This is a genomic window from Pseudomonas sp. LBUM1657, from assembly GCF_059716075.1.
Genome location: NZ_CP166799.1, coordinates 2726828 through 2749002 on the forward strand (window position 1 = coordinate 2726828; position 22175 = coordinate 2749002).

The 22175-nt window shown below is 60.9% G+C and carries 20 protein-coding genes; 4 read left to right on the forward strand and 16 right to left on the reverse strand.

Annotated elements, in window-relative coordinates; all coding sequences use genetic code 11:
* Positions 1 to 237: 237 nt before the first annotated feature.
* The 3 genes from ACA055_RS12615 to ACA055_RS12625 all read left to right on the forward strand — a co-directional run bounded on the left by ACA055_RS12615 (position 238) and on the right by ACA055_RS12625 (position 4345).
* Positions 238 to 1644 (forward strand): purine-cytosine permease family protein, encoded by a 1407-nt coding sequence (locus tag ACA055_RS12615; protein WP_497683925.1) that lies wholly within the window; start codon positions 238 to 240, stop codon positions 1642 to 1644.
* A gap of 376 nt (positions 1645 to 2020) precedes the next feature.
* On the forward strand, positions 2021 to 3697 hold the full coding sequence (locus tag ACA055_RS12620; RefSeq protein ID WP_497683926.1) for an MFS transporter: 1677 nt from the start codon (positions 2021 to 2023) through the stop codon (positions 3695 to 3697).
* Positions 3698 to 3964: 267 nt separating this feature from the next.
* Positions 3965 to 4345, forward strand: coding sequence for a RidA family protein (locus ACA055_RS12625; RefSeq protein WP_497683927.1), 381 nt, complete (start codon positions 3965 to 3967; stop codon positions 4343 to 4345).
* 63 nt (positions 4346 to 4408) lie between these two features.
* Here ACA055_RS12625 and ACA055_RS12630 read toward each other — a convergent pair whose 3' ends face one another.
* From ACA055_RS12630 to ribBA, 7 genes are all read right to left on the reverse strand, one after another.
* Positions 4409 to 5587 carry a trans-sulfuration enzyme family protein gene (locus ACA055_RS12630; RefSeq protein ID WP_497683928.1) on the reverse strand — a complete coding sequence of 393 codons (1179 nt, stop codon included), beginning with the start codon at positions 5585 to 5587 and terminating at the stop codon, positions 4409 to 4411.
* A complete protein-coding gene (locus tag ACA055_RS12635; RefSeq protein ID WP_497683929.1) occupies positions 5584 to 6960 on the reverse strand; it encodes a pyridoxal-phosphate dependent enzyme in 1377 nt (458 codons plus the stop codon). Before ACA055_RS12635 ends, ACA055_RS12630 begins: the two co-directional genes overlap by 4 nt.
* 248 nt (positions 6961 to 7208) lie before the next feature.
* The gene (locus ACA055_RS12640) at positions 7209 to 8363 is read right to left on the reverse strand and encodes an ABC transporter ATP-binding protein (RefSeq protein WP_497683930.1); all 1155 of its coding nucleotides are present in this window, start codon (positions 8361 to 8363) and stop codon (positions 7209 to 7211) included.
* Positions 8364 to 8379: 16 nt separating this feature from the next.
* Positions 8380 to 9189, reverse strand: a complete 810-nt coding sequence (locus ACA055_RS12645; protein ID WP_497683931.1) for an ABC transporter permease — start codon at positions 9187 to 9189, stop codon at positions 8380 to 8382.
* 6 nt (positions 9190 to 9195) lie between these two features.
* Positions 9196 to 10140, reverse strand: a complete 945-nt coding sequence (locus tag ACA055_RS12650) for an ABC transporter permease (protein ID WP_497684400.1) — start codon at positions 10138 to 10140, stop codon at positions 9196 to 9198.
* The gene (locus ACA055_RS12655) at positions 10137 to 11162 is read right to left on the reverse strand and encodes an ABC transporter substrate-binding protein (RefSeq protein ID WP_497683932.1); all 1026 of its coding nucleotides are present in this window, start codon (positions 11160 to 11162) and stop codon (positions 10137 to 10139) included. The genes ACA055_RS12650 and ACA055_RS12655 overlap by 4 nt, the downstream gene beginning before the upstream one ends.
* 329 nt (positions 11163 to 11491) lie before the next feature.
* The gene (gene ribBA, locus ACA055_RS12660; protein ID WP_497683933.1) at positions 11492 to 12601 is read right to left on the reverse strand and encodes a bifunctional 3,4-dihydroxy-2-butanone-4-phosphate synthase/GTP cyclohydrolase II; all 1110 of its coding nucleotides are present in this window, start codon (positions 12599 to 12601) and stop codon (positions 11492 to 11494) included.
* Between the two features lie 71 nt (positions 12602 to 12672).
* On the opposite strand from ribBA, the gene ACA055_RS12665 reads away from it, so the two are divergent.
* Positions 12673 to 12969 carry a DUF1330 domain-containing protein gene (locus ACA055_RS12665; RefSeq protein ID WP_497683934.1) on the forward strand — a complete coding sequence of 99 codons (297 nt, stop codon included), beginning with the start codon at positions 12673 to 12675 and terminating at the stop codon, positions 12967 to 12969.
* A 495-nt stretch (positions 12970 to 13464) separates the two neighbouring features.
* Here the strand turns inward: ACA055_RS12665 and ACA055_RS12670 are convergent, their stop codons facing one another.
* From ACA055_RS12670 to chrA, 9 genes are all read right to left on the reverse strand, one after another.
* The gene (locus ACA055_RS12670; RefSeq protein WP_497683935.1) at positions 13465 to 14028 is read right to left on the reverse strand and encodes an NUDIX hydrolase; all 564 of its coding nucleotides are present in this window, start codon (positions 14026 to 14028) and stop codon (positions 13465 to 13467) included.
* A 2-nt stretch (positions 14029 to 14030) separates the two neighbouring features.
* On the reverse strand, positions 14031 to 14783 hold the full coding sequence (locus ACA055_RS12675) for a GntR family transcriptional regulator (protein WP_497683936.1): 753 nt from the start codon (positions 14781 to 14783) through the stop codon (positions 14031 to 14033).
* Positions 14784 to 14871: 88 nt separating this feature from the next.
* Positions 14872 to 15261, reverse strand: a complete 390-nt coding sequence (locus ACA055_RS12680) for a carboxymuconolactone decarboxylase family protein (protein WP_497683937.1) — start codon at positions 15259 to 15261, stop codon at positions 14872 to 14874.
* Positions 15258 to 16733, reverse strand: coding sequence for an NAD-dependent succinate-semialdehyde dehydrogenase (locus ACA055_RS12685; protein WP_497683938.1), 1476 nt, complete (start codon positions 16731 to 16733; stop codon positions 15258 to 15260). The genes ACA055_RS12680 and ACA055_RS12685 overlap by 4 nt, the downstream gene beginning before the upstream one ends.
* Before the next feature lie 128 nt (positions 16734 to 16861).
* Positions 16862 to 17347: a flavin reductase family protein gene (locus tag ACA055_RS12690; RefSeq protein WP_497683939.1), complete on the reverse strand. Its 486-nt coding sequence runs from the start codon at positions 17345 to 17347 to the stop codon at positions 16862 to 16864.
* A 12-nt stretch (positions 17348 to 17359) separates the two neighbouring features.
* Entirely contained in the window at positions 17360 to 18841 is a 1482-nt protein-coding gene (locus ACA055_RS12695) for an aldehyde dehydrogenase (protein WP_497683940.1), read from the reverse strand.
* Positions 18838 to 19671 carry an alpha/beta fold hydrolase gene (locus ACA055_RS12700; RefSeq protein WP_497683941.1) on the reverse strand — a complete coding sequence of 278 codons (834 nt, stop codon included), beginning with the start codon at positions 19669 to 19671 and terminating at the stop codon, positions 18838 to 18840. The genes ACA055_RS12695 and ACA055_RS12700 overlap by 4 nt, the downstream gene beginning before the upstream one ends.
* Positions 19672 to 19714: 43 nt before the next feature.
* Positions 19715 to 20305 (reverse strand): amino acid synthesis family protein, encoded by a 591-nt coding sequence (locus ACA055_RS12705; RefSeq protein ID WP_497683942.1) that lies wholly within the window; start codon positions 20303 to 20305, stop codon positions 19715 to 19717.
* 189 nt (positions 20306 to 20494) lie between these two features.
* Positions 20495 to 21856 (reverse strand): chromate efflux transporter, encoded by a 1362-nt coding sequence (gene chrA / locus ACA055_RS12710; RefSeq protein ID WP_497683943.1) that lies wholly within the window; start codon positions 21854 to 21856, stop codon positions 20495 to 20497.
* Positions 21857 to 22175 lie beyond the last annotated feature (319 nt).

Below are 22175 nucleotides of genomic sequence, written 5' to 3' on the forward strand. Positions count from 1 at the left end.
TGCTTACCGATAAACGTATGTTTTCGGTCTTAGACTCAACAAATACGGGGCTCGTAGCCTGGAAGAGCACGTGGAAGCAGGCCAATCTTTCAGATCAGATGCGCCCCCAAACGCCGGATCAGCCTTGTTAAAAAGTTGGAATACCATAATATGGTTCGCATCTGAGGGGCGGCCAAAAGAGTCCCCCCGGTTTGGCTTCATACAAATATAAGATCAGACAAACTCGAGTTCATGCATATGTCCCAGATGTCCCGGCAAGACCCCCTGATCGAGAATCACACGGTCGATTATGTCCCCCTCGCAGAGCGCCACGGGAAGGCCCGCGATCTGTTCACCTTATGGTTCAGCACCAACATTGCGCCGCTGCCCATCGTGACCGGCGCCATGGTGGTTCAGGTGTTCCATCTCGACCTGTTCTGGGGGCTGCTGGCGATTGTCCTCGGGCATATGCTCGGCGGTGTGGTGATTGCGCTGGCGTCGGCCCAAGGCCCGCGCATGGGCATTCCGCAGATGGTCCAGAGCCGCGGCCAGTTCGGCCGTTATGGCGCGCTGCTGATCGTGTTCTTTGCGGCGCTCATCTACATCGGTTTTTTCATCTCCAACATCGTGCTGGCCGGCAAATCGATCGTCGGCATCGCGCCATCGGTTCCGGTGCCAGCGAGCATCCTCATCGGTGCCCTCAGCGCCACCGCGATCGGGGTGATCGGTTATCGCTTCATTCACACCCTCAATCGCATCGGCACCTGGGTCATGGGCAGCGCCTTGCTCGCCGGCTTCCTTTATATCTTTGCCCATGACTTGCCGGCGGACTTCTTCAGCCGCGGTGGTTTCAACCTGTCGGGCTGGCTGGCGACGGTGTCGCTGGGCATCATCTGGCAAATCAGCTTCTCGCCTTATGTCTCTGACTACTCGCGTTACCTGCCGGCGGATATCGGGATTGCCAAGCCGTTCTGGGCCACTTACCTGGGCGCGACACTGGGCACCATTCTGTCGTTTACCTTTGGCGCGGTGGCGGTGCTGGCGACCCCGGAAGGCACCGAAGCCATGGCCGCCGTGAAGCAATCCACCGGCTGGCTCGGTCCGATTCTGATGGTGCTGTTTTTGCTCAACATCATCAGCCACAACGCCTTGAATCTGTACGGCGCGGTGCTGTCGATCATCACCTCGATCCAGACCTTCGCCAGCCAGTGGACGCCAAGCATCAAGCTGCGGGTGGTGTTGTCGAGTGTCGTGTTGGCCGGCTGCTGCCTGGTCGCGCTGGGTGCTTCGGCGGATTTCATCTCCCGGTTTATCGGGCTGATCCTGGCACTGTTGCTGGTGCTCGTGCCCTGGGCGTCAATCAACCTGATTGACTTCTACCTGATCAAACGCGGCCGCTACGACATTGCGTCGATCTTCCGGGCTGATGGCGGGATCTATGGGCGTTTCAATCTGCACGCGATCGTTGCGTATTTCATTGGCATCATCGTGCAGTTGCCGTTCGCCAATACGTCGTTGTATGTCGGGCCGTACGCCAACCTTATCGAAGGCGCCGACCTTTCCTGGCTGGTGGGTTTGGTGGTGACGTGCCCGTTGTATTACTGCCTGGCCACCCGCGGCCAGGCGCAGGAGAGCCGGGCGACGCGACTCGGTTACACCGACTAGTCGAAGTCTTGTGTTCGTCTGAAAATGCCTGGCGTCTGCCGGGCATTTTCGTTTGGTGAGGTTCGCTGCAACTGCCTCGTGAATTAAATCGAACTTCCAGACAATGGCCTATTCCTAACAAACAGATATCAGCGGAGCGCCACCCTGACGCGTCGCGTGATATCTCGCAGGCCTTAATAGCCGTTTGACAGTGCAGTCGAGTGGATATCTGCGAGAAGGTGATTATGCTTCAAGGGACCTTGCAGCGATGCGAGGCGGTCAGCCTGTTTCCATGCTTCGCGAAATTCGTAGTCCGATAACATCAGCCCTAGGGCCAGGGTGCGGCAACGGTAGTGAGGTACTCCGGCCTTCAATAAGAGCAAGACGGAGAAGAATCATGGCCGCAATCGACAATACAGCCACGGGCAGTGCGCCCAAACACGGGATAACCAAGGAGGAGCGCAAGGTCATATTCGCCTCGTCCCTGGGCACCGTATTCGAGTGGTACGACTTCTACCTTTATGGCTCACTCGCCGCGATTATCGCCAAGCACTTTTTCGCCGGCGTCAACGAGACCACTTCCTTCATCTTCGCTCTGCTCGCGTTCGCCGCCGGTTTCGCCGTGCGCCCGTTCGGCGCCATCGTGTTCGGCCGGCTGGGCGATATGATCGGGCGCAAGCACACCTTCCTCATCACCATTGTCATCATGGGTGTCTCCACCGCCATCGTCGGCTTTCTGCCTGGCTATGCGACCATCGGCGTGGCAGCACCGATCATCCTGATCATCCTTCGTCTGCTGCAAGGCCTGGCCCTGGGTGGTGAGTACGGCGGCGCCGCGACCTACGTGGCCGAACATGCGCCGAAGGGCAAGCGCGGTTACTTCACCTCGTGGATTCAGACCACCGCGACCCTCGGTCTGTTTCTCTCGCTGCTGGTGATCCTCGCCTGCCGCACGATCCTCGGCACTGAAGCCTTCGAGGCCTGGGGCTGGCGGATTCCGTTCCTGCTGTCGATCCTGCTGCTGATTGTCTCGGTGTACATCCGCCTGCAGCTCAGCGAGTCGCCGGTGTTCCTGAAAATGAAAGCCGAAGGCAAGTCCTCCAAGGCGCCGCTGACCGAATCCTTCGCCCGCTGGGACAACCTCAAAATAGTGATCATGGCGTTGCTCGGTGGTACTGCCGGTCAGGCGGTGGTCTGGTACACCGGGCAGTTCTATGCGCTGTTCTTCCTGTTGCAGACGCTGAAGATCGAAGCGCAGACGGCCAACCTGCTGATTGCCGGCTCGCTGCTGATCGGCACGCCGTTCTTCGTCATATTCGGCAGCCTGTCCGACCGCATCGGCCGCAAGGGCATCATCATGGCGGGCTGCATCCTGGCGGCGGTGACTTACTTCCCGATCTTCCATGCGTTGACCCAATACGGTAACCCCGACGTGTTCGTCGCGCAGGAGCGGAATCCGGTCACGGTGGTTGCCGATCCCGCCCAGTGCTCGTTCCAGTTCGACCCGGTGGGCAAGGCCAAATTCACCAGCTCCTGCGACCTGGCCAAGACCGTATTGGCGAAGAGGGCCATCCCGTATGAGAACGAGAAGGCCGAGCCGGGCGCTGTCGCGCAGGTGCGCATCGGCAATAAGGTGATCCAGAGCTTCGAGGGCACCGGCATGCCGGCCGCCGACTTCAAGACTAGCAACGACGCCTTTACCGCCACCCTCGGTACCGCCCTCAAGGACGCCGGCTACCCCGAGAAGGCCGACCCGGCCAAGACCAATTACCCGATGGTGCTGCTGCTCCTGACCATCCTGGTGATCTACGTGACGATGGTTTACGGGCCAATCGCCGCGTGGCTGGTGGAACTCTTCCCGGCGCGCATCCGCTACACCTCGATGTCGCTGCCGTACCACATCGGCAATGGCTGGTTCGGCGGCTTCCTGCCTACGGTGGCGTTCGCCATGGTCGCGGCCACGGGTGATATCTACTATGGGCTGTGGTACCCGATCGTCATCGCCGTGATGACGGCCATTCTGGGTACGTTCTTCCTGCCGGAAACCAAGGATCGGGAAATTCATCACACCTAAGATGCATCCGCCCTCTCTCGCAAGGGAGAGGGCAATTTTCCTGACTGCGGGTATCCCTTGTGGGAGCGGGCTTGCTCGCGAAAGCGGCGTGGCAGTCAATAGTGATGCCGAATTTGCCGCCCTCTTCGCGAGCAAGCCCGCTCCCACAAATTCATACGTTGAGCGCCCATCTGCTTGCCTTGCATGTTGTCGAGCTAAATCACGAACAGCCTGACGATGGGGCTGTAAACTAGCCGCCACCTTAATCACCTCAAGCAAGAGATCCCCATGGCAAACCACGACATCACCTTCCTGCCCGATCCCGACCCGGAATCCATCTCCTCAGACGTCGCCGGTTTCGGCGGCTTGTTGGTCTCCACGCAGATTCCTACCCGCGCCAACGGCGATCTGGAGCTGGGTGGCATCGTCGAGCAGAGCGAATGCACCCTGCAGGCGCTCAAGGTAGCGCTGGAGCGCGCCGGCAGTTCCATGGACCGGGTTCTGCACCTGACCATCTACCTCACCGACATGGCCGATCGCGCCGCGTTCAACGAGGTGTACCAGCGCTTTTTCGCCAAACCCTGGCCGGTTCGCGCTGCCGTTGGCGTAGCCGCTCTTGCAGTTGAAGGCATGCGCGTGGAAGTGACCGCGATGGCGGCCAAGGGCTGAGTCTGCGGATACCGGCCACAGCCGAAAGCAGCCGGTCATTACCGGCTGCTTTCAACCCATCGCTCAGATCCGCGCCAGCGCCTGAGCCAGGTCAGCACGCAAGTCTTCGACATCTTCGACACCCACTGACAAACGCACCAGCGCATCGCCGATGCCGAGCTTGGCGCGGGTTTCTACGGGGATGGTGGCGTGGGTCATGATCGCCGGGTGCTCAATCAGGCTTTCAACGCCGCCCAGGCTTTCGGCCAGGGCGAAGATCTGCACACTCTCGAGGAAACGCCTGGCACCGGCCAGGTCGCTGTTCAGGTCGAGGGAAATCATCCCGCCGAAACCGCGCATCTGACGCTGCGCCAGTTCGTGCTGCGGGTGTGACGGCAAGCCCGGGTAATAGACGCGCGCGACCTGCGGCTGACGCTCCAGCCATTGCGCCAGTTCCAGCGCATTGCTGCAGTGACGCTCCATGCGCAGCGCCAGGGTTTTCACGCCGCGCAGGGTGAGAAAGGCGTCGAACGGACCTGCGATGGCACCCACCGCGTTTTGCAGGAAACCCAGGCGCTCGGCCAGTTCCGCGTTCTGCCCGACCACCGCGATGCCGCCGATCACGTCGGAGTGGCCGTTCAGGTACTTGGTCGTCGAGTGCAGCACGATATCGAAGCCCAGCTCCAGTGGACGTTGTATCCACGGGCTGGCAAAGGTGTTGTCGGCCACACAAATGATGTCTCGGTCGCGGCAGATGCGCGCGATGGCCGCCAGGCCGGTAAGGCTCAGCAAGGGATTGCTCGGCGTCTCGACCATGACCATCCGCGTGTCGTCCTGCAGCGCTGCTTCGAATGCCGACAGGTCGGTCAGATCGACGAAACTGAAACGATGCCCGGCGCTGCGCCGGCGTACCTTGTCGAACAGTCGGAACGTACCGCCATACAAGTCATTGCCGGAAACAATGTGCGAGTCAGCGTCGAGCAGTTCGAGCACGGTAGAAATCGTCGCCAGCCCGGAGGCGAAGGCGAAGCCCTGGGTGCCGCCCTCGAGGTCCGCGACGCAACGCTCCAGGGCAAAGCGCGTCGGATTGTGCGAGCGCCCGTAGTCGAAGCCCTTGTGCACCCCGGGGCTCTGCTGCAAATAGGTGGAGTTGGCGTAAATCGGCGGCATCAGCGCCCCAGTCGTCGGGTCGGGCGTCTGTCCTGCATGGATCACGCGGGTGGCGAAGGCGCGTGGCGGGGCGGTTTCATCGTGCTGACTCATGCGAGGGATCTCCTTAAGTGATTGAGCATGTCGACGCGGGTAATCAGGCCGTGGAAGCCCGAGGCGTCAGCGATGATCGCCACCAGCCCGCGGTCGAGTTCCGCCTCCAGCTCCGCCAGACTGGCGCCGGGCGGAAGGGTTTGCAGTTTGTCGGTCATTGCGCTGGAGACGGGCCTACGAAAGTGCGACGCGTCTTCGTGCACGCCAAACAAAATATCGGACTCGTCGATCACGCCGATGAGCCGCTGTCCGCCCACCAGCACCGGCAGTTGCGAGACATCCGCTAGGCGCATGCGCTGGAAGGCGGTGAGCAGCGTGTCGTCCGGACCTACGCTGATCACCCGGCCATCCTCGAAGCGCCGCGCGATCAGGTCGCGCAGATCGCCATAGCGTTTGCTCTGCAGCAGGCCCTGATCGCTCATCCACTGGTCGTTGTAAACCTTCGAGAGATAGCGGGTGCCGGTATCGCAGACGAAGCTGACCACGCGTTTGGGTTCGGTTTGCTCACGGCAGTAGCGCAGCGCCGCCGCCAGCAAAGTGCCGGTCGAAGAACCGCCGAGAATGCCTTCGGCGCGCAGCAGTTGGCGGGCATGATCGAAGCTTTCTTCGTCGCTGATGGAATAGGCGTGGCGCACGCTGGACAGGTCGGCAATCGATGGGATGAAGTCTTCGCCGATGCCTTCCACCGCCCAGGAGCCGGGCGTGCCGAGGGTACCGCTGCGGCTGTATTCGGCCATCACCGAGCCGACCGGATCAGCCAGCACCATGACCAGGTCAGGCTGCACGCGACGAAAAAAACGCGTCAGCCCGGTCAGCGTGCCGGCCGAACCGACGCCGACGACGATGGCATCCAGATCATGTTGGGTTTGCGCCCAGATCTCCGGTGCGGTGCTGCACTCGTGGGCTAGCGGGTTGGCCGGATTGTTGAATTGATCGGCGAAGAAAGAATCGGGAATTTCCTGCGCCAGCCGGGCGGCAACGTCCTGGTAGTACTCGGGATGGCCCTTGCCGACGTCGGAGCGGGTGATATGCACCTCGGCGCCCATGGCCTTGAGGTGCAAGACCTTTTCGGTGGACATCTTGTCCGGTACCACCAACACCACCCGGTAGCCCTTGGCGCGGCCAACCAGGGCCAGGCCCAGGCCGGTATTGCCGGCGGTGGCCTCAATGATGGTGCCGCCGGGTCGCAGGCTGCCATCACGTTCGGCGGCGTCGATCATCGCCAGGCCGATGCGGTCCTTGATCGAGCCGCCGGGGTTCTGTGATTCGAGTTTGAGGAACAGGGTACACGGGCCGGTATCGAAGCGGCTGACCCGCACCAGCGGCGTATTGCCGATCAGTTCGAGTACGGCGGGGCGGGAATCGTTGGGCATGTCTTCACCTCTCGCTGCGGGAAACCCGCACTGGATGGACAGCAACCAGCGGCCAATCATCACGCGCCAGTCGCAAGCAATTCATCGCTTGGACCATAGGCCGGGATTGCGCCACCCGCAACTGTGCACAGCCAGTCGGTAGCGTCTGAAAGAGGGAAAATGCGAGCAGGGAAGCGGCCGCCGCAGCCCGACGCTGCGGCGACCAGAGGGTGACACGTGACGGCTGGCCCACTGGCATGGGCCAGGGATTAATGGGCGCCGGCGGCCTTGTTCAGATCGCTTTCGGTCCATTCGGTGTACACGCAGGCATCGGCGGTGGCCCAACGCACTTGCACCGGGTCGCCGGCCTTGAGCGGCATGCCGGCAGCGGAAAGCGCCTTGACGGTCATCGACGTGCCGCCCGCGGTCACCACGCTGCAGGTCTGGCTTTCGCCAAGGAACAACACTTCCACGACCTTGGCCGAGACTTCGTTCCAGCCAGCGGCCAGCGGTTCCTGAATGGCTTGCTGGACGCTCAACGCCAAGGCTTTTTCCGGGCGAACCATCAGCAGCACATCCTGATCGATTTGCAGGCCGGCGGTCAGGCGTATGGACAGCGCCTGACCTTCGAAACCTGCCACGGCGTTGCCCTGGGCCTTGAGCTTGAGGAAATTGGAGTTGCCGAGGAACGAGGCGACAAACGCATTCGGCGGATTTTGGTAAAGGTCGTAGCCGCTGCCCAGGCCGACGATCTTGCCGTGGCTGAAAATCGCGATGCGCTGGGACAGGCGCATGGCTTCTTCCTGATCGTGGGTCACGTAGACGATGGTGATGCCCAGACGCCGATGCAACTGGCGCAGCTCGTCCTGCAAGTCTTCGCGCAGTTTCTTGTCGAGGGCGCCGAGGGGTTCGTCCATCAGCAGGATGCGTGGCTCATAAACCAGCGCCCGGGCGATGGCGACCCGTTGCTGCTGGCCACCGGAAAGCTGCGAAGGGCGGCGATGGGCGAACTGTTCCAGTTGCACCAGCTTGAGCATCGCGTCGACCCGGCGTTCACGTTCGGCGCTCGCCAGTTTGCGAATCGCCAATGGGAACGCGATGTTGTCGCGCACTGACAAATGCGGGAACAGCGAATAACGCTGGAACACCATGCCGATGTCGCGCTTGTGCGGCGGCACGTTGACCAGGGATTGGCCATTGACCAGGATCTCGCCGCTGCTCGGCGTTTCGAAGCCGGCGAGCATCGACAGGGTGGTGCTTTTGCCGGAGCCGCTGGAGCCGAGGAAGGTGAGGAATTCACCGTCCTTGATGTCCAGCGAAATGTTGTCCACGGCGGCGAAGTCGCCGTAGTGCTTGTTCAGGTTGCGCAGGCTTACCAGAGGCTGGTCATTTTGCTGCGCGGAATCTTTGATCACTGCACTCATGTCGTACTCCTGGCGCTCAAGCGCGGATTTCATTGCGCCGGCGAACGGCGGCGGCGATCACCATGACCAATACCGAGAGGCCGATCAGCAGCGTCGAAGCGACGGCGATCACGGGCGTCAGGTCCTGGCGCAAGGTGGTCCACATTTTCACGGGAAGGGTTTGCAGGGTCGGGCTGGCCATCATCACGCTCAGCACCACTTCATCCCAGGACACCAGGAACGCAAACAGGGCGCCGGCCACCATCCCCGGACGAATCGCCGGAAAGGTCACCTTGAACACCGCTTGCAGGCGTGACGCACCGCAGATCACCGCCGCATCCTCGATCGACTGATCGAACAGCTTCAGCGAGTTGATGATCGAGATGATGGTGAACGGCAAGGCAACGATCACATGGCTGACCACGAACGCGAACATCGTCCCGGTGTAGCCCAGCTTGAGAAACAGCGCATACACCGCCACCGCGATGATCACCAGCGGCACGATCATCGGCAGGGTGAACAGGCCGTAGAGCATTTCCCGACCGGGGAAGCGGCCACGCACCAATGCGAAAGCAGTCGGCAAGCCCAGCGCCACGGCGAAGAAAGTCGTCAGCACCGCGACCTTGAGGCTGGCCATGGCCGCGTTCATCCACTCGGGGTTGGAGAAGAACTGGCCGTACCATTTCAGCGTCCAGCCCGGTGGCGGGAACACCAGCCACTGGGACGAGCCGAAGGATAGAAGCACGATGAACACGATCGGCAGCAGCAGAAACAGCGCGATCAAACCCGTCGTGAAATACAAGCCGAAGCGCATGCGCCGGCTCATGGCATTGGGGGTCAGGAGCATGACGGCTTACCTCGCGTTGCTGGCGCCAACCGGGGATTCCGGCTGAAGCTTCAGATAGAAGTAGAACAACACCAGCGTAATGACGATCAGCAACGCGGCACCGGCGCTCGCCAGGCCCCAGTTGAGGAACGATTGCACCTGCTGAATGATGAACTCGGGCAGCATCATGTTCTGCGCGCCACCCAGCAGCGCCGGGGTGACGTAGTACCCAAGGGACATCACGAACACCATCAGGCCACCGGAGAACAATCCCGGCCGGCACAGTGGCAGGAACACCCGGAAAAAGTTGGTCCAGGGGCTGGCGCCACAGATCGAACCGGCTTGCAGGATCATCGGGTCGATGGCCTGCATGGTCGCCTGCAGCGGCAGCACGATGAATGGGATCATGATGTAGCTCATGCCGATCACCACGCCAGTGAGGTTATGCACCATCTCCAGCGGCTGATCGATGATGCCCATCGCCATCAACGCCTTGTTGATCACCCCGGAGGCTTGCAGCAGCACCAGCCAGGAATAGGTCCGGGCGAGGAGGCTGGTCCACATCGACAGCAGCACGATGTTGAGGATCCAGCGACCCCAGCCCCGGGGAACCAGGGTGATGGCCCAGGCCAATGGAAAACCGAGCAGCAGACTGAACAGCGTTACCAGTCCGGCTACCGAGAAGGTGTTGAGCAGTACTCGGGCATACGCAGAGTTGGCAAACAACTGTTCGTAGTTGCCCAGCCCCGGTACGGGCTCCAGAACGCCCCGCAGCAGCAGGCCGATCAACGGCGCCAGAAAGAACAAGCCGAGGAACAACAAGGCGGGGATCAGGTTACCCGCGCCACGCCAGCGCTGTGCCAGGGAAGGGGATTGCGTCATCACAGCCGCCTTGCCGGAAGCCGAGCCGGCAGCGCCAGCGGCGCTCCCGGTCGAAGTGGGTTGACGGGACGCGGTTGCCGTCATTTTCATTTGACCAGCCATTCGTTCCACCGTGTCGCGATGGCCGGACCGTTTTTGGCCCAGTACGCGAAATCAAGAGTGATCTGATCCTTAGCGTAGGCAGTCGGCAGGTTAGGGGCCAGCACCGAATCCAGGCGCGACACGCTGTCGACGTTGACCGGCGCATAGGCGGTCAGGTTGGAGAAGTCGGCCTGTCCCTTGGCGCTGCTGGCGTTGGCCAGGAACTTCATCGCGGCGTCCTTGTTTTTCGATCCTTTCGGGATCACCAGAATGTCAGCCATGACCAGGTTCTGTTTCCAGCTCACACCGACGGGGGCGCCGTCTTCTTGCAAGGCGTGAATCCGGCCGTTCCAGAACTGCCCCATGCTCGCTTCGCCGGAGGCCAGCAACTGTTGCGACTGCGCACCGCCGCCCCACCAGACGATGTCTTTCTTGATGGTGTCGAGTTTCTTGAAGGCGCGATCCAGGTCCAGCGGATAGAGCTTGTCGGCGGTTACGCCATCGGCCAGCAGGGCCAGCTCGAGCACGCCAGGGCTTGGCCATTTGTAGAGGGCGCGTTTGCCGGGGTAAGTCTTGGTGTCGAACAGCGCGGACCAGTCTTGAGGTTTTTTGGCACCGAGCTTGCTTTCGTTGTAGCCGAGGACGAAGGAGAAAAAGAACGAACCGACACCGTGATCGGAGACAAACCGCGGGTCGATTTTATCGCGCTGGATCACCGAGAAATCGAGGGGTTCGAGCAGGCCTTCAGCAGCGGCGCGCAAGGCGAAGTCGGCTTCCACATCGACCACGTCCCACTGCACATTGCCGCTTTCGACCATGGCTTTGAGTTTGCCATAGTCGGTCGGGCCATCCTGGACCACCGTGATGCCGCTGGCCTTGCTGAACGGATCGGCCCAGGCCTGTTTTTGCGCATCCTGGGTGCTGCCACCCCAACTGACGAAGTTGACGCTTTGGGCCGCCATCAACGCCTGGCTGGTCACGCTCAGAAGTCCCGCAAACAGTATTGCGGTTGCACGTTTGTTCAACACCATTTTCACGCCCTCATTGTTGTGTTTATGAGCGGGGGCTTTTGAGTGCCCGCCTATCGGGAGCAGCAGGTCCATCGGGCCAGTTATGGTCGTCCGGTCTATGGAATATCATATTATGGTATTCCAAACTTTCTGCAAGCACTTTGCCTTACCGGCTATCAGCCAAACGTGGATTTTTTGTGATCCTGGGGCTTGTCCCAGGTTAGTCATTCAACGCAATCCATTGTGGGAGCGGGCTTGCTCGCGAAAGCGGTGTGTCAGGCAATATCAATGTCGACTGACACTCCCTCTTCGCGAACAAGCCCGCTCCCACAGGGGCAAGCCCCATCGAATCACTCGGTGAAGGGAATGCTTTCGACCACTTCCAGGTCGTAGCCGGTCAAACCGGCGTACTTCAACGGTGGGCCGAGATGGCGCAGCTTGCCCACGCCGAGATCCTGCAGAATCTGCGCCCCGGTACCCACTTCAGAATAGATGCGTGACTGCGAACGGCTGAATTGTCGTGGCGGTTGGGTCAATTGCGGCACACGCTCGAGCAACGCTTGCGACGACTCATGATTGGCCAGCACCACCACCACGCCGCGACCTTCTTCGGCCACGCGCTGCAAGGCCGCCCAAAGCGTCCAGTTGGAAGGGCCGCTGTATTCAGCGCCAACCAGATCACGCAAGGGATCGATTACGTGCACGCGCACCAGCGTCGGTTCATCCCGGCGCAAATCACCCATGACCATTGCCATGTGCACGCCGCCTTCGATGCGATCCTCAAAGGTGATCAGGCGGAAGGTGCCATGCACGGTCGGCAGTTCACGTTCTCCGATGCGCACCACCGTGTGTTCCGTGCTGAGGCGATAGTGGATCAGGTCGGCGATGGTGCCGATCTTGATCCCGTGTTGGCGCGCGAACACTTCCAGGTCCGGACGCCGGGCCATGGTGCCGTCATCGTTCATCACCTCGACGATCACCGAGGCCGGGGTGAAACCGGCCAGACGCGCCAGGTCGCAACCGGCTTCGGTGTGACCGGCGCGGGTCAGCACGCCACCTTCCTTGGCACGCAATGGAAAGATGTGGCCCGGTTGTACAAGGTCGGTGGCCCCGGCATTGGCGGCAACGGCGGCGGCAACGGTACGGGCCCGATCGGCGGCGGAGATGCCGGTGGTCACGCCGACGGCGGCCTCGATAGACACGGTGAACGCCGTGCTGAACATGCTGCCATTGCTCGGCACCATTTGCTCCAGCCCTAGGCGCTTGCAGTGTTCGTCGGTCAAAGTCAGGCAGATCAGGCCGCGGGCTTCACGGGCCATGAAGCTGATGGCTTCCGCTGTGCAGCAGTCGGCGGCCAGCAGCAGGTCACCTTCGTTTTCCCGGTCCTCGTCATCGACCAGCAGCACCATTTTGCCTAGCCGATAGTCTTCGATTATTTCTTCGATGCTGTTGAAGGCCATGTAAGGATTCTCAGTGTTTGTTGGAAATATTATGTGGTATACCATAATACAAAATAAACCGAGAGGTCACTATGAAGGCGTACTGGATTGCTCATGTAGATGTCACCGACCCCGATCAATACAGCCAATACACCCAGCGAGCGCCGGCAGCTTTCGCGTTGTATGGCGGGAGGATGTTAGCCAGGGGCGGGCGTAGCGAAGCGCTGGAAGGGCGGCCGACGCCGCAACGCAACGTGGTGATCGAGTTCGACTCCTACGAACAGGCGTTGGCCTGCTATCAGTCTGAGGAATATCAGGAGGCGAAACGGCACCGTGAGGGTGTGGCCCGGGCGGAGATCATTATTGTCGAGGGGGTGGCGCCGTTGTGATTTGTGGGACATCACACAATCTGGAGCTCGTGAAAGCCGACCGGGATCTTGCCCCGCCATTCGGAGCCTCGCTCCGGCATTGCTCCGGGGGCCCGCTGCGATCGGCTATCCATGCCGAGCTGCCCCCTGCGCAATACCTGCGTTCGGCCTCTGGGAAAGGGGCGATCAGATCCAAAGCAACGGCAACGGCAACAGCAGCGGCAAGATCAACAGCTTCGCGAGCAAGCCCGCTCCCACAATGGATCGGCGTACACCTTTCGCTTTTCCCCACTCAACAGGCCGAGCGTTAGCTCGCCTGCAGCTTTTGATCTTGACGCACCGCCCCCACGGAGCAGGACCGGAGCGAGGGCACCCTGAGCCTAAGCGAAGGGCCGAACGGAAGAGGCAAAAGCGCTTTGGTTACTTTCGCGCTTTTCGAAAGTGACTCGCTGTAAAAGCGAAACCGCCAGCCGCCGTTACCAAAGAAACGGATATGTACACGACCAACGGAGGCAACTACCGAATAAAGTGAATCTTGCCGGTATCGTCGTTACCAATGTAAATCCCATAAACCCCAGCCTGCCGCTCCTCGATATAGCGCTCAAGAATCTGCCGGATCGCCGGGTAGTAAATGCTGTCCCAGGGAATATCCTCGGGCGCGAAGAATTTGTAGTCCAGGGTTTCCGGCCCGAACTGCCCGGTAATCTCCAGAGCGATGGCACGGAAGATGATGTACACCTCACTGATCTTCGGCACGCTGAAAATCGAGTAGGGCGAGAGAATTTCCGCACGCACGCCACTCTCTTCCCAAACTTCCCGCAACGCCGCTTGTTCAGTGGTCTCGCCACCTTCCATGAACCCCGCCGGCAGCGTCCAGGTGCCAGGACGCGGCGGGATGGCGCGCTGACAAAGCAAATACTTACCGTCCTGCTCGATGATGCAGCCGGCAATGATTTTCGGATTGATGTAATGGATGTAGCCGCAGCCGCAGCACATCAGGCGCTCGTGCGTATCGCCCGGCGGAAGCTGAGACCTGAGGTCATTGCCGCCGCACTTTGGACAAAAGCTCGGGCTGAACATCTTCAGCGACCTATGCGGGGTTCTTTAAGCGCGATCGGCAGCGTGATCTCAGGGATCGCCCCGGTCTCTTCCTGCTTGCGCTTGAGGTATTCCAGGGCGACCGTCGCGGCGGCGCGCACGTGGTTGACACAGGCCTGGTGGGCGGCGAGGGGATCGCCGCTCTTGATCGCTTCGACAATCCGCTCCATTTCCTGATTGCTCGCACCACGACGGTTTTCCTGGGACACCGAGGTTGCGCGCAAATAGCTGATTCGTGCCTGCAACTGGCGCAACTGCAGCGCCGCGACATGGTTGCCGGAGCCTTCGAGCAGCACGTCATAAAAACCCTGGACCGAGTCGATGACCGTTTGCAGCTCGCCGTCCTTGAGGGCCTTGCGGTTTTCCTCGAGGGCTTTTTCCAGGGCCTTGATGTCCTTGGCCTTGGCGCGCAGGGTAAACAGCTGGACGATCAGGCCTTCGAGCACGCAACGCAGCTCATAGATATCGACGGCATCGGCCAGCGTAATGATCGCGACCCGTGGTCCCTTGGCGTCGGCGAATTCCACCAGGCCTTCGGATTCCAGGTGACGCAAGGCTTCGCGTACCGAGGTGCGACTGACGCCCAGGCGATCGCACAGATCGCGCTCGACCAGACGGTCTCCCGGCAGAAGCTGGAAGTTCATGATGGCGCTTCGCAGTTTATCCAGCACGATTTCGCGCAGGGTAACGGGGTTGCGATTGACCTTGAAGCTGTCGTCGAGTGGCAGGCGTTTCATGGGGTCCGCTCTGAATGTGGCTGTCCATGCAAAAAGAGCACTTCGATCGCAAGAATCTCCGTGCTCGGTCAGATCAAACAGCCAAGGGTTAACTGGAGGCCTCGGCATCGGATTCGGCGAACGCTTCACGGGCAAGCCGGAAACTGTCTACGGCAGCGGGGACACCGCAATAAATACCGACCTGAAGCAGAATTTCGCGTATTTGTTCACGAGTCAGCCCGTTACGCAAGGCGCCACGCACATGCAGCTTGAGTTCGTGAGGCCGGTTGAGGGCCGAAATCATGGCCAAGTTTATCATGCTGCGTTCTTTAAGCGACAAGCCCTCACGGCCCCAGACGTGACTCCAGCAGTATTCGGTGACCATCTCCTGCAGCGGTCGAGTGAAGTCGTCGGCGTTCTCGATGGAGCGGTTCACGTAGGCTTCGCCCAGCACCTGGGTGCGGATTTTCAGCCCTTGTTCATACTTCTCGTTGCTCATCGTCGTGTGCTCCCAAAGTCGTCGAGCCCACCCATCAGGGTGTATTTGAGTTCCAGGTAATCATCGATGCCGTACTTGGAACCTTCGCGGCCCAGCCCCGAGGATTTGATCCCGCCGAAAGGTGCGACTTCAGTGGAAATCAACCCTTCGTTGATTCCGACCATGCCGTACTCCAACGCTTCGCTCATGCGCCAGGCGCGGCCCAGATCCCGGGTGTAGCAATAAGCGGCAAGACCGAATTCGGTGTCGTTGGCCAGGTGCACAGCCTGGGCTTCTGTGTCGAAGCGGAACACCGCTGCCAGCGGGCCGAAGGTTTCTTCCCTGGCAACTTTCATCTGCGTGGTGATGCCAGACAAAACCGTCGGCTGGAAGAACCCGTGCCCCAGCGGATGGCGTTCGCCACCGCAGAGCAATCGGGCGCCCTGAGCCAGCGCGTCTTGAACGTGATCTTCAACCTTGGCCACGGCACGCTCGTTGATCAGCGGGCCCTGATTGACGCCTGCATCGAAACCGCTGCCGACTTGCAGTTGAGCCACGCGCTCGGCCAGCCGCGTGACGAAGGCGTCATGAATGCCGTCCTGCACCAGGAAGCGATTGACGCAGACGCAGGTCTGCCCGGCGTTGCGGAATTTGGCGATCATGGCGCCGTCCACGGCACGCTCCAGATCAGCATCATCGAAGACGATAAAGGGCGCATTGCCCCCCAGTTCCAGAGAAACTTTTTTCAGCGTCGACGCGCACTGCGCCATCAGCAATTTGCCAATGGCGGTGGAACCGGTGAACGACAGCTTGCGCACCAGCGGGCTGGCCGTCAGCTCGGCGCCGATGGCCACGGCGTCGCCGGTGATCACATTGAAAATGCCCGGTGGAATCCCGGCCTGCTCTGCCAGCGCGGCCATGGCCAGGGCGCAGAACGGTGTTTCCGGTGCCGGTTTGACGATGCACGGGCAACCGGCCGCCAGCGCCGGACCGGCCTTGCGGGTGATCATCGCCGCCGGGAAATTCCACGGGGTGATGGCCGCGACGACACCGATCGGCTCTTTGCTGACGACGATGCGCGCATCACCTTTGTGACTGGGAATGGTGTCGCCGTAGATGCGTTTGGCTTCCTCGGCGAACCACTCGATGAAGCTGGCGGCATAGAGAATTTCGCCCTTGGCTTCGGCCAGTGGCTTGCCTTGTTCGAGAGTGAGGATTTCTGCCAATGCATCGGCGTTTTCCAGCATCAGGGCATGCCAGCGTTTGAGCGTCTGGCTGCGCTCCTTGGCGGTCAGCGCACGCCACGCGGGCCAGGCTTTATTGGCCGCGACGATGGCCTGACGGGCGTGCTCGGCGCCAAGATTCGGCACCCGGCCGATCAGCTCGCCGGTGGCCGGGTTGAAGATGTCCTGTTGCGCACCGTCTGGCGCATCCAGCCATTGGCCGTTGATATAGGCCTGCTGGCGGAACAGTTGCGAAGCTGCTGGGCTCATGCTGGCTCCTGAAAAATGGGGGGGACCTGTGGGAGCGGGCTTGCTCGCGAAAGCAGTGTGTCAGTTGACATCAATATTGACTGACCCACCGCTTTCGCGAGCAAACCCGCTCCCACATGAAAAAAGCATCAGGCCAGGGTGGGCAGCGGGCCCAGCTTGCCTTTGTGGTAGATCATCGGCGTCACCGGCAGCTCGGGCAGAATCAGATTCTTCACCGCGCCGACGATGATCGCGTGATCACCTCCGTCATATTCACGCCACAGTTCGCACTCGATGATCGCCGTGGCTTTGCCCAGCAACGGGTTGCCCAGTGCGCTGAGGTGCCAGTCGATGCCGTTGGCCTTGTCCTTGCCTTTTCCGGCGAACGCATAGGCTTCGGCGGTCTGGTCGGCGGACAGCAAGTGAATCGCGAACTGCTTGCTGTCGCGCAGGATCGGGTAAGTGTCCGAGGCGTAGTTGGGGCAGAACAGCACCAGTGCCGGATCAATCGACAGCGCACTGAAGGCGCTGGCGGTAATGCCGACGATGCCGCCGTCCGGGTCCAGGGTGGTGACCACCGTGACCCCGGATGGAAACGAGCTCATGACGTCTTTGTAAATGCCGGGTTCGATCATTTCGCAGGACTCCTAGCGCATCACAAACGGATCAGGCATCGGCGCCTGGGAGAGGTTGATCCACACTGTTTTCAGCTCGGTGTAGGCCAGCACCGAATCGATGCCGCTCTCGCGTCCATAGCCGCTGTTCTTGAAGCCGCCAATCGGCGCCATGGCCGAAACGGCGCGGTAGGTATTGACCCAGATGATCCCGGAGCGCACGTCACGGGCCAGGCGATGGGCGCGGCCCAGGTCGCGGGTCCAGATGCCGGCGGCGAGGCCGAACTGCGAGTCGTTGGCGATCGCCAGGGCTTCGGCTTCGTCCTTGAAACGGATGACCGAAGCCACCGGACCGAAGACTTCTTCTTGCATGATCTTCATCGAGTTGCGATCGCATTCGAACAACGTCGGCTCGTAGAACCAACCTTCGCCCAGATTCTGCGGACGCTTGCCGCCCAGACGCAGACGCGCGCCCTCGGCGATGGCATCGGCCACCAGGCCTTCAACCACCGCCAGTTGCTGCGCGGTAGCCATCGGACCCATTTCACTGCTGTCTTCCTGTGGGTTGCCGATTCGGATGCGTTTGGCGCGTTCGACCAGTCGCTCGACGAACTCGTCATAGATTTCGTCCTGCACCAGCAGTCGCGAGCCGGAGACGCAGCTCTGTCCTGAGGCTGCGTAGATCCCGGCAATCGCGCCGTTGATGGCGCTGTCGAGGTCGGCGTCGGCGAAGATAATGTTCGGCGACTTTCCGCCCAATTCCAGGGATAGCTTGGCGAAGTTCTCGGCGCTGCTGCGCACCACATGCCGCGCCGTGGCTGCACCACCGGTGAAGGCAATCTTGCGGATCAGCGGATGGCGGGTGAGGGCTGCGCCAGTGCTTGGGCCGTAGCCGGTAACGACGTTGACCACGCCTGGCGGGATGCCTGCTTCCAAAGCCAGACGGGCCAGCTCAAGAATGGTCGCGGAAGCATGCTCCGATGGTTTGATCACGATGGTGTTGCCCGCCGCAAGGGCCGGGGCCAGTTTGATCGCGGTCAAGTACAACGGGCTGTTCCAGGGAATGATCGCGGCGACCACACCCATGGCTTCGTGCACGGTGTAGGCAAACAGATCGGGCTTGTCGAGGGGCAGGGTGCCGCCTTCGAGCTTGTCTGCCAGGCCTGCGGTGTAGTGGAAGAACTCCGGCAGGTAGCCGACCTGGCCGCGGGTTTCGCGAATCAGCTTGCCGTTGTCGCGGCTTTCCAGCTGCGCCAGTTGTTCTTTGTTTTCGGCGATCAGATCGCCCAGGCGTCGCAGCAATTTGCCGCGAGCGGTGGCGGTCAGGCCGCGCCAGGCCGGGCTGTCGAAGGCCGTTTGCGCGGCCTGCACGGCGCGCTCGACGTCGGCTTCATCGGCATCGGGCAATTGCGCCCAGGCTTCGGCCAGGGCCGGGTTCAGGCTTTCAAAGGTCTTGCCGGACAGGGCATCGACCCATTCACCGCCGATGCACATCTGGAAGCGTGCGAGTGTCATGCAACGATCCCCTTTATCTGGTTTTGTCGGGAGTGCGCGGTGGCGAGAAACTCCAGCAACAGCTGGTTGACCAGGCGCGGCGATTCTACGGGCATCATATGCCGCTGATCGGCGAGTACGGCAACTGTCGCGCCGGGAATGCGCTCGGCCAATTGTTTGGCCATTTCCGGTGTCGAGCCCGGGTCAAGTTCGCCGGTGGCGACCAGTGTCGGCACCTGAATGCTGGCCAGGTCCTCGGCGCGATACATGTCCTGGGTCGCGAACAATTCGTAGGTGGTCAGGTAACCCTGCGGATCGTTCCCTGCCAGGGTCTGGCGCAGGGCGGTGATCTGAGCGGGATTGGCCGCCTGGTATTCGCGGCTGAACCAGCGAGACAGGGCGGCTTCGGCGTTGGCATCCGGCCCGTGTTCAGCCGCCTGAGCGGTGCGGGCAATGACGCCGGCGCGTTGTTCTGCGCTGCGATTGAACACGCTGTTGAGCACCACCAGGCCTTGCAGGCGTTGCGGGTAATGCAGGGCAAAAGCCCGTGCGACCAACCCGCCCATGGAAAAACCGATCACCGTCGCCTGAGGCAATTGCAGGTGATCGAGCAGCTCCAGCAACTGGTCGGCATAACCGAGCAAAGGGGTGCCGCTTTCCGGTCGCGGGCTGGCGCCATGCCCCAGCATGTCGTAGGCAATCACGCGGTATTTCGTGGCCAGGCCAACGACCTGGCCGCCCCACATTTCTTTATTCAGGCCCACGCCGTGGATCAAAACCACAGGCTGGCCTTGGCCGGTCGCCAGGTAACTGGTGCCAGCCGGGGTGTGTTCAGCGGTGAGCCGAATCATGGAGCGCTCCTGCATGCCTTTTTGTTGTAGTGACTGACCTTGATTACTGAGCGTTCTCCGCTGCCAGTTCTTCCAGGTCGATGTAACGGTTGCCGATGCGTGGGTGCAGGCGGCCGCCATCGGCGCAACCCAGGACCACCACGATTTCATCGGCGCGCGGCGCGTCTTCGATCTTCATTTCCAACGTGATGTAGTGCGAACGCAGGCCTTCGTCGTCCTTGTGCATCATCGGAATCTGGATCGAGGTGCCCGGGCCGCCGCGCTTGTTGGTGAAGCTCAGGTAGCTCTTGGCTTTCACCGCTTCGCGATAATGGTTGCCGAAGCGCAGGGTGTGGATGACGGCAGAGGCGTGCTCGATTTCACCGTCGGCGCCCACCACGGCAGCCTTGCCATAAGCCTCGATCTTCTCGGCACCGCCGATGATGCCCACCAGGCGTTCAACCATCAGTGCACCGAGGTCGGAGCAGTTGGCGCGGATTTCCGGTTTCAGGTCTTCGACGAAGCCGCGACCCAGCCAAGGGTTTTTCATCACCACGGCCAGACCGACCATGGTCACTGGCGTATCGGTGGCTTTGCCGCCTTCGATAAAGGTTTCTTCGACATAGCTGACGATCTTGCGGATTTCGAAACTCATGAGCTGCTCCGTATGGGGGATAAGAAGTGTCTGTGCGTCTGATGGTATACCATAATACCGGATGCGCAAGAGCCAGAAATGAGTTTCTGGTCGGAAGGCGACAAAAAGCACAAAGACGGGGGGACTGAAGGGTGGGAAGCCGCATGCGCTCAGTGACGCCCCGACGGGCGTCACTTCAGCGAATGGCTTTTAAGGCTGTAAGAGATGAACGACCAATCCTGCCAGGGCGCAGGCAATCAGCACCGGGATAACGCCGCGTTTGAAACGAAACAACGCAATGGCCGCTGCAATCGCGATCAGCGCCGAAGGCCAGTCGAGGTGGCCACCGAAGCCGTTGGGCCAGAGCACGTGATAGCCAAAGAAACACGCGAGATTGAGGATCACTCCGACCACCGCTGCGGTAATCGCGGTCAGAGGCGCGGTGAATCCGAGCTCGTTGTGAGTGGACTCCACCAGTGGACCACCGGCGAGGATGAACAGGAACGAAGGCAGAAAGGTGAACCAGGTCACCAGCGTGGCGGCGAGGGCGCCAGCGAGGAATACCTGATCGGGGCCGAAGACCTGATGAACATAGGCACCGATAAAACCGACGAAGGCCACCACCATGATCAGCGGTCCGGGGGTGGTTTCGCCGAGGGCCAGACCGTCGATCATCTGTGTCGGTGTGAGCCACCCATAATGGCCGACTGCACCCTGATAAACATACGGCAGCACGGCGTACGCGCCGCCAAACGTCAGCAGTGCCGCTTTGGTAAAGAACCAGCCCATCTGGGTCAGCGTACCTGCCCAGCCAAACAGCGCGATGAGTATTCCCATGGGCAGTGCCCACAGGACGGCGCCCAGAATCCCCAGGCGCAGCAGTTTCAAACCGCTGAATCGGGCATGTTCGGGGGCAGGGGTGTCGTCATCGATCAACGCAGGACCGAATGATTTGTGGGTAGCGCTGTGGCCGCCGACCCTGAACCTCTCCGGGGCAAGGCGTCCGCCGACATAACCAATGACTGCCGCGCTCAGCACAATCAGCGGAAAGGGCACATTGAACACGAAGATCGCCGCGAATGACGCGGCGGCGATGCCCCATAGCCAGTTGTTCTTCAGGGCTCGGGAGCCGATACGATGGGCCGCCTGCACCACAATCGCGGTCACCGCCGGCTTAATCCCGTAAAACAATCCCGCCACAACCGGCACTTCACCGAAGGCGATGTACACCCAGGACAGCGCGATCATGATGAACAGCGACGGCAGCACAAACAGCGCGCCGGCTATCACGCCGCCCCACGTCCGGTGCATCAGCCAGCCGATGTAGGTCGCCAGTTGCTGAGCCTCGGGGCCGGGCAGCAACATGCAGTAGTTGAGTGCATGCAAAAACCGCCGCTCCGATATCCAGCGCCGTCGCTCGACCAGTTCCTGATGCATGATCGAAATCTGCCCGGCCGGCCCGCCGAAACTGATGAAGCCGAGCATGAGCCAGAAACGGAAAGCTTCGCGCAGGGTAATCGGTTCAGGCTTTTGCAGATCCTGTTCGGTGGCCGAGGAGGGCGACTGGCTCAAGCGGTTGCTCCCTTTTCAATGCGCTTTGAGCCAATGACAGTAGCCGTGAGGGGCCGGTTTGGATAGTCGGGGATGTCAGGGCACTTTTAATGGGGCGGCCGTTGTCGATCAACCGTGGACCAACGCGATCGTGAACGACACGACGATCATGCACGCAAACGCAAAATTGAGATTCATGAAGTCTTCATCCGGAATACTAAAAGTGCAGCCATCTTGAACAACTCGCACGAAAATAAAAAATTGGCCGTCATGATGTAAATGATCGAAAGAAATGATGATTGGCGCCTGTTCAGCGCATCGCGTGGTGTTCGATGCGCTG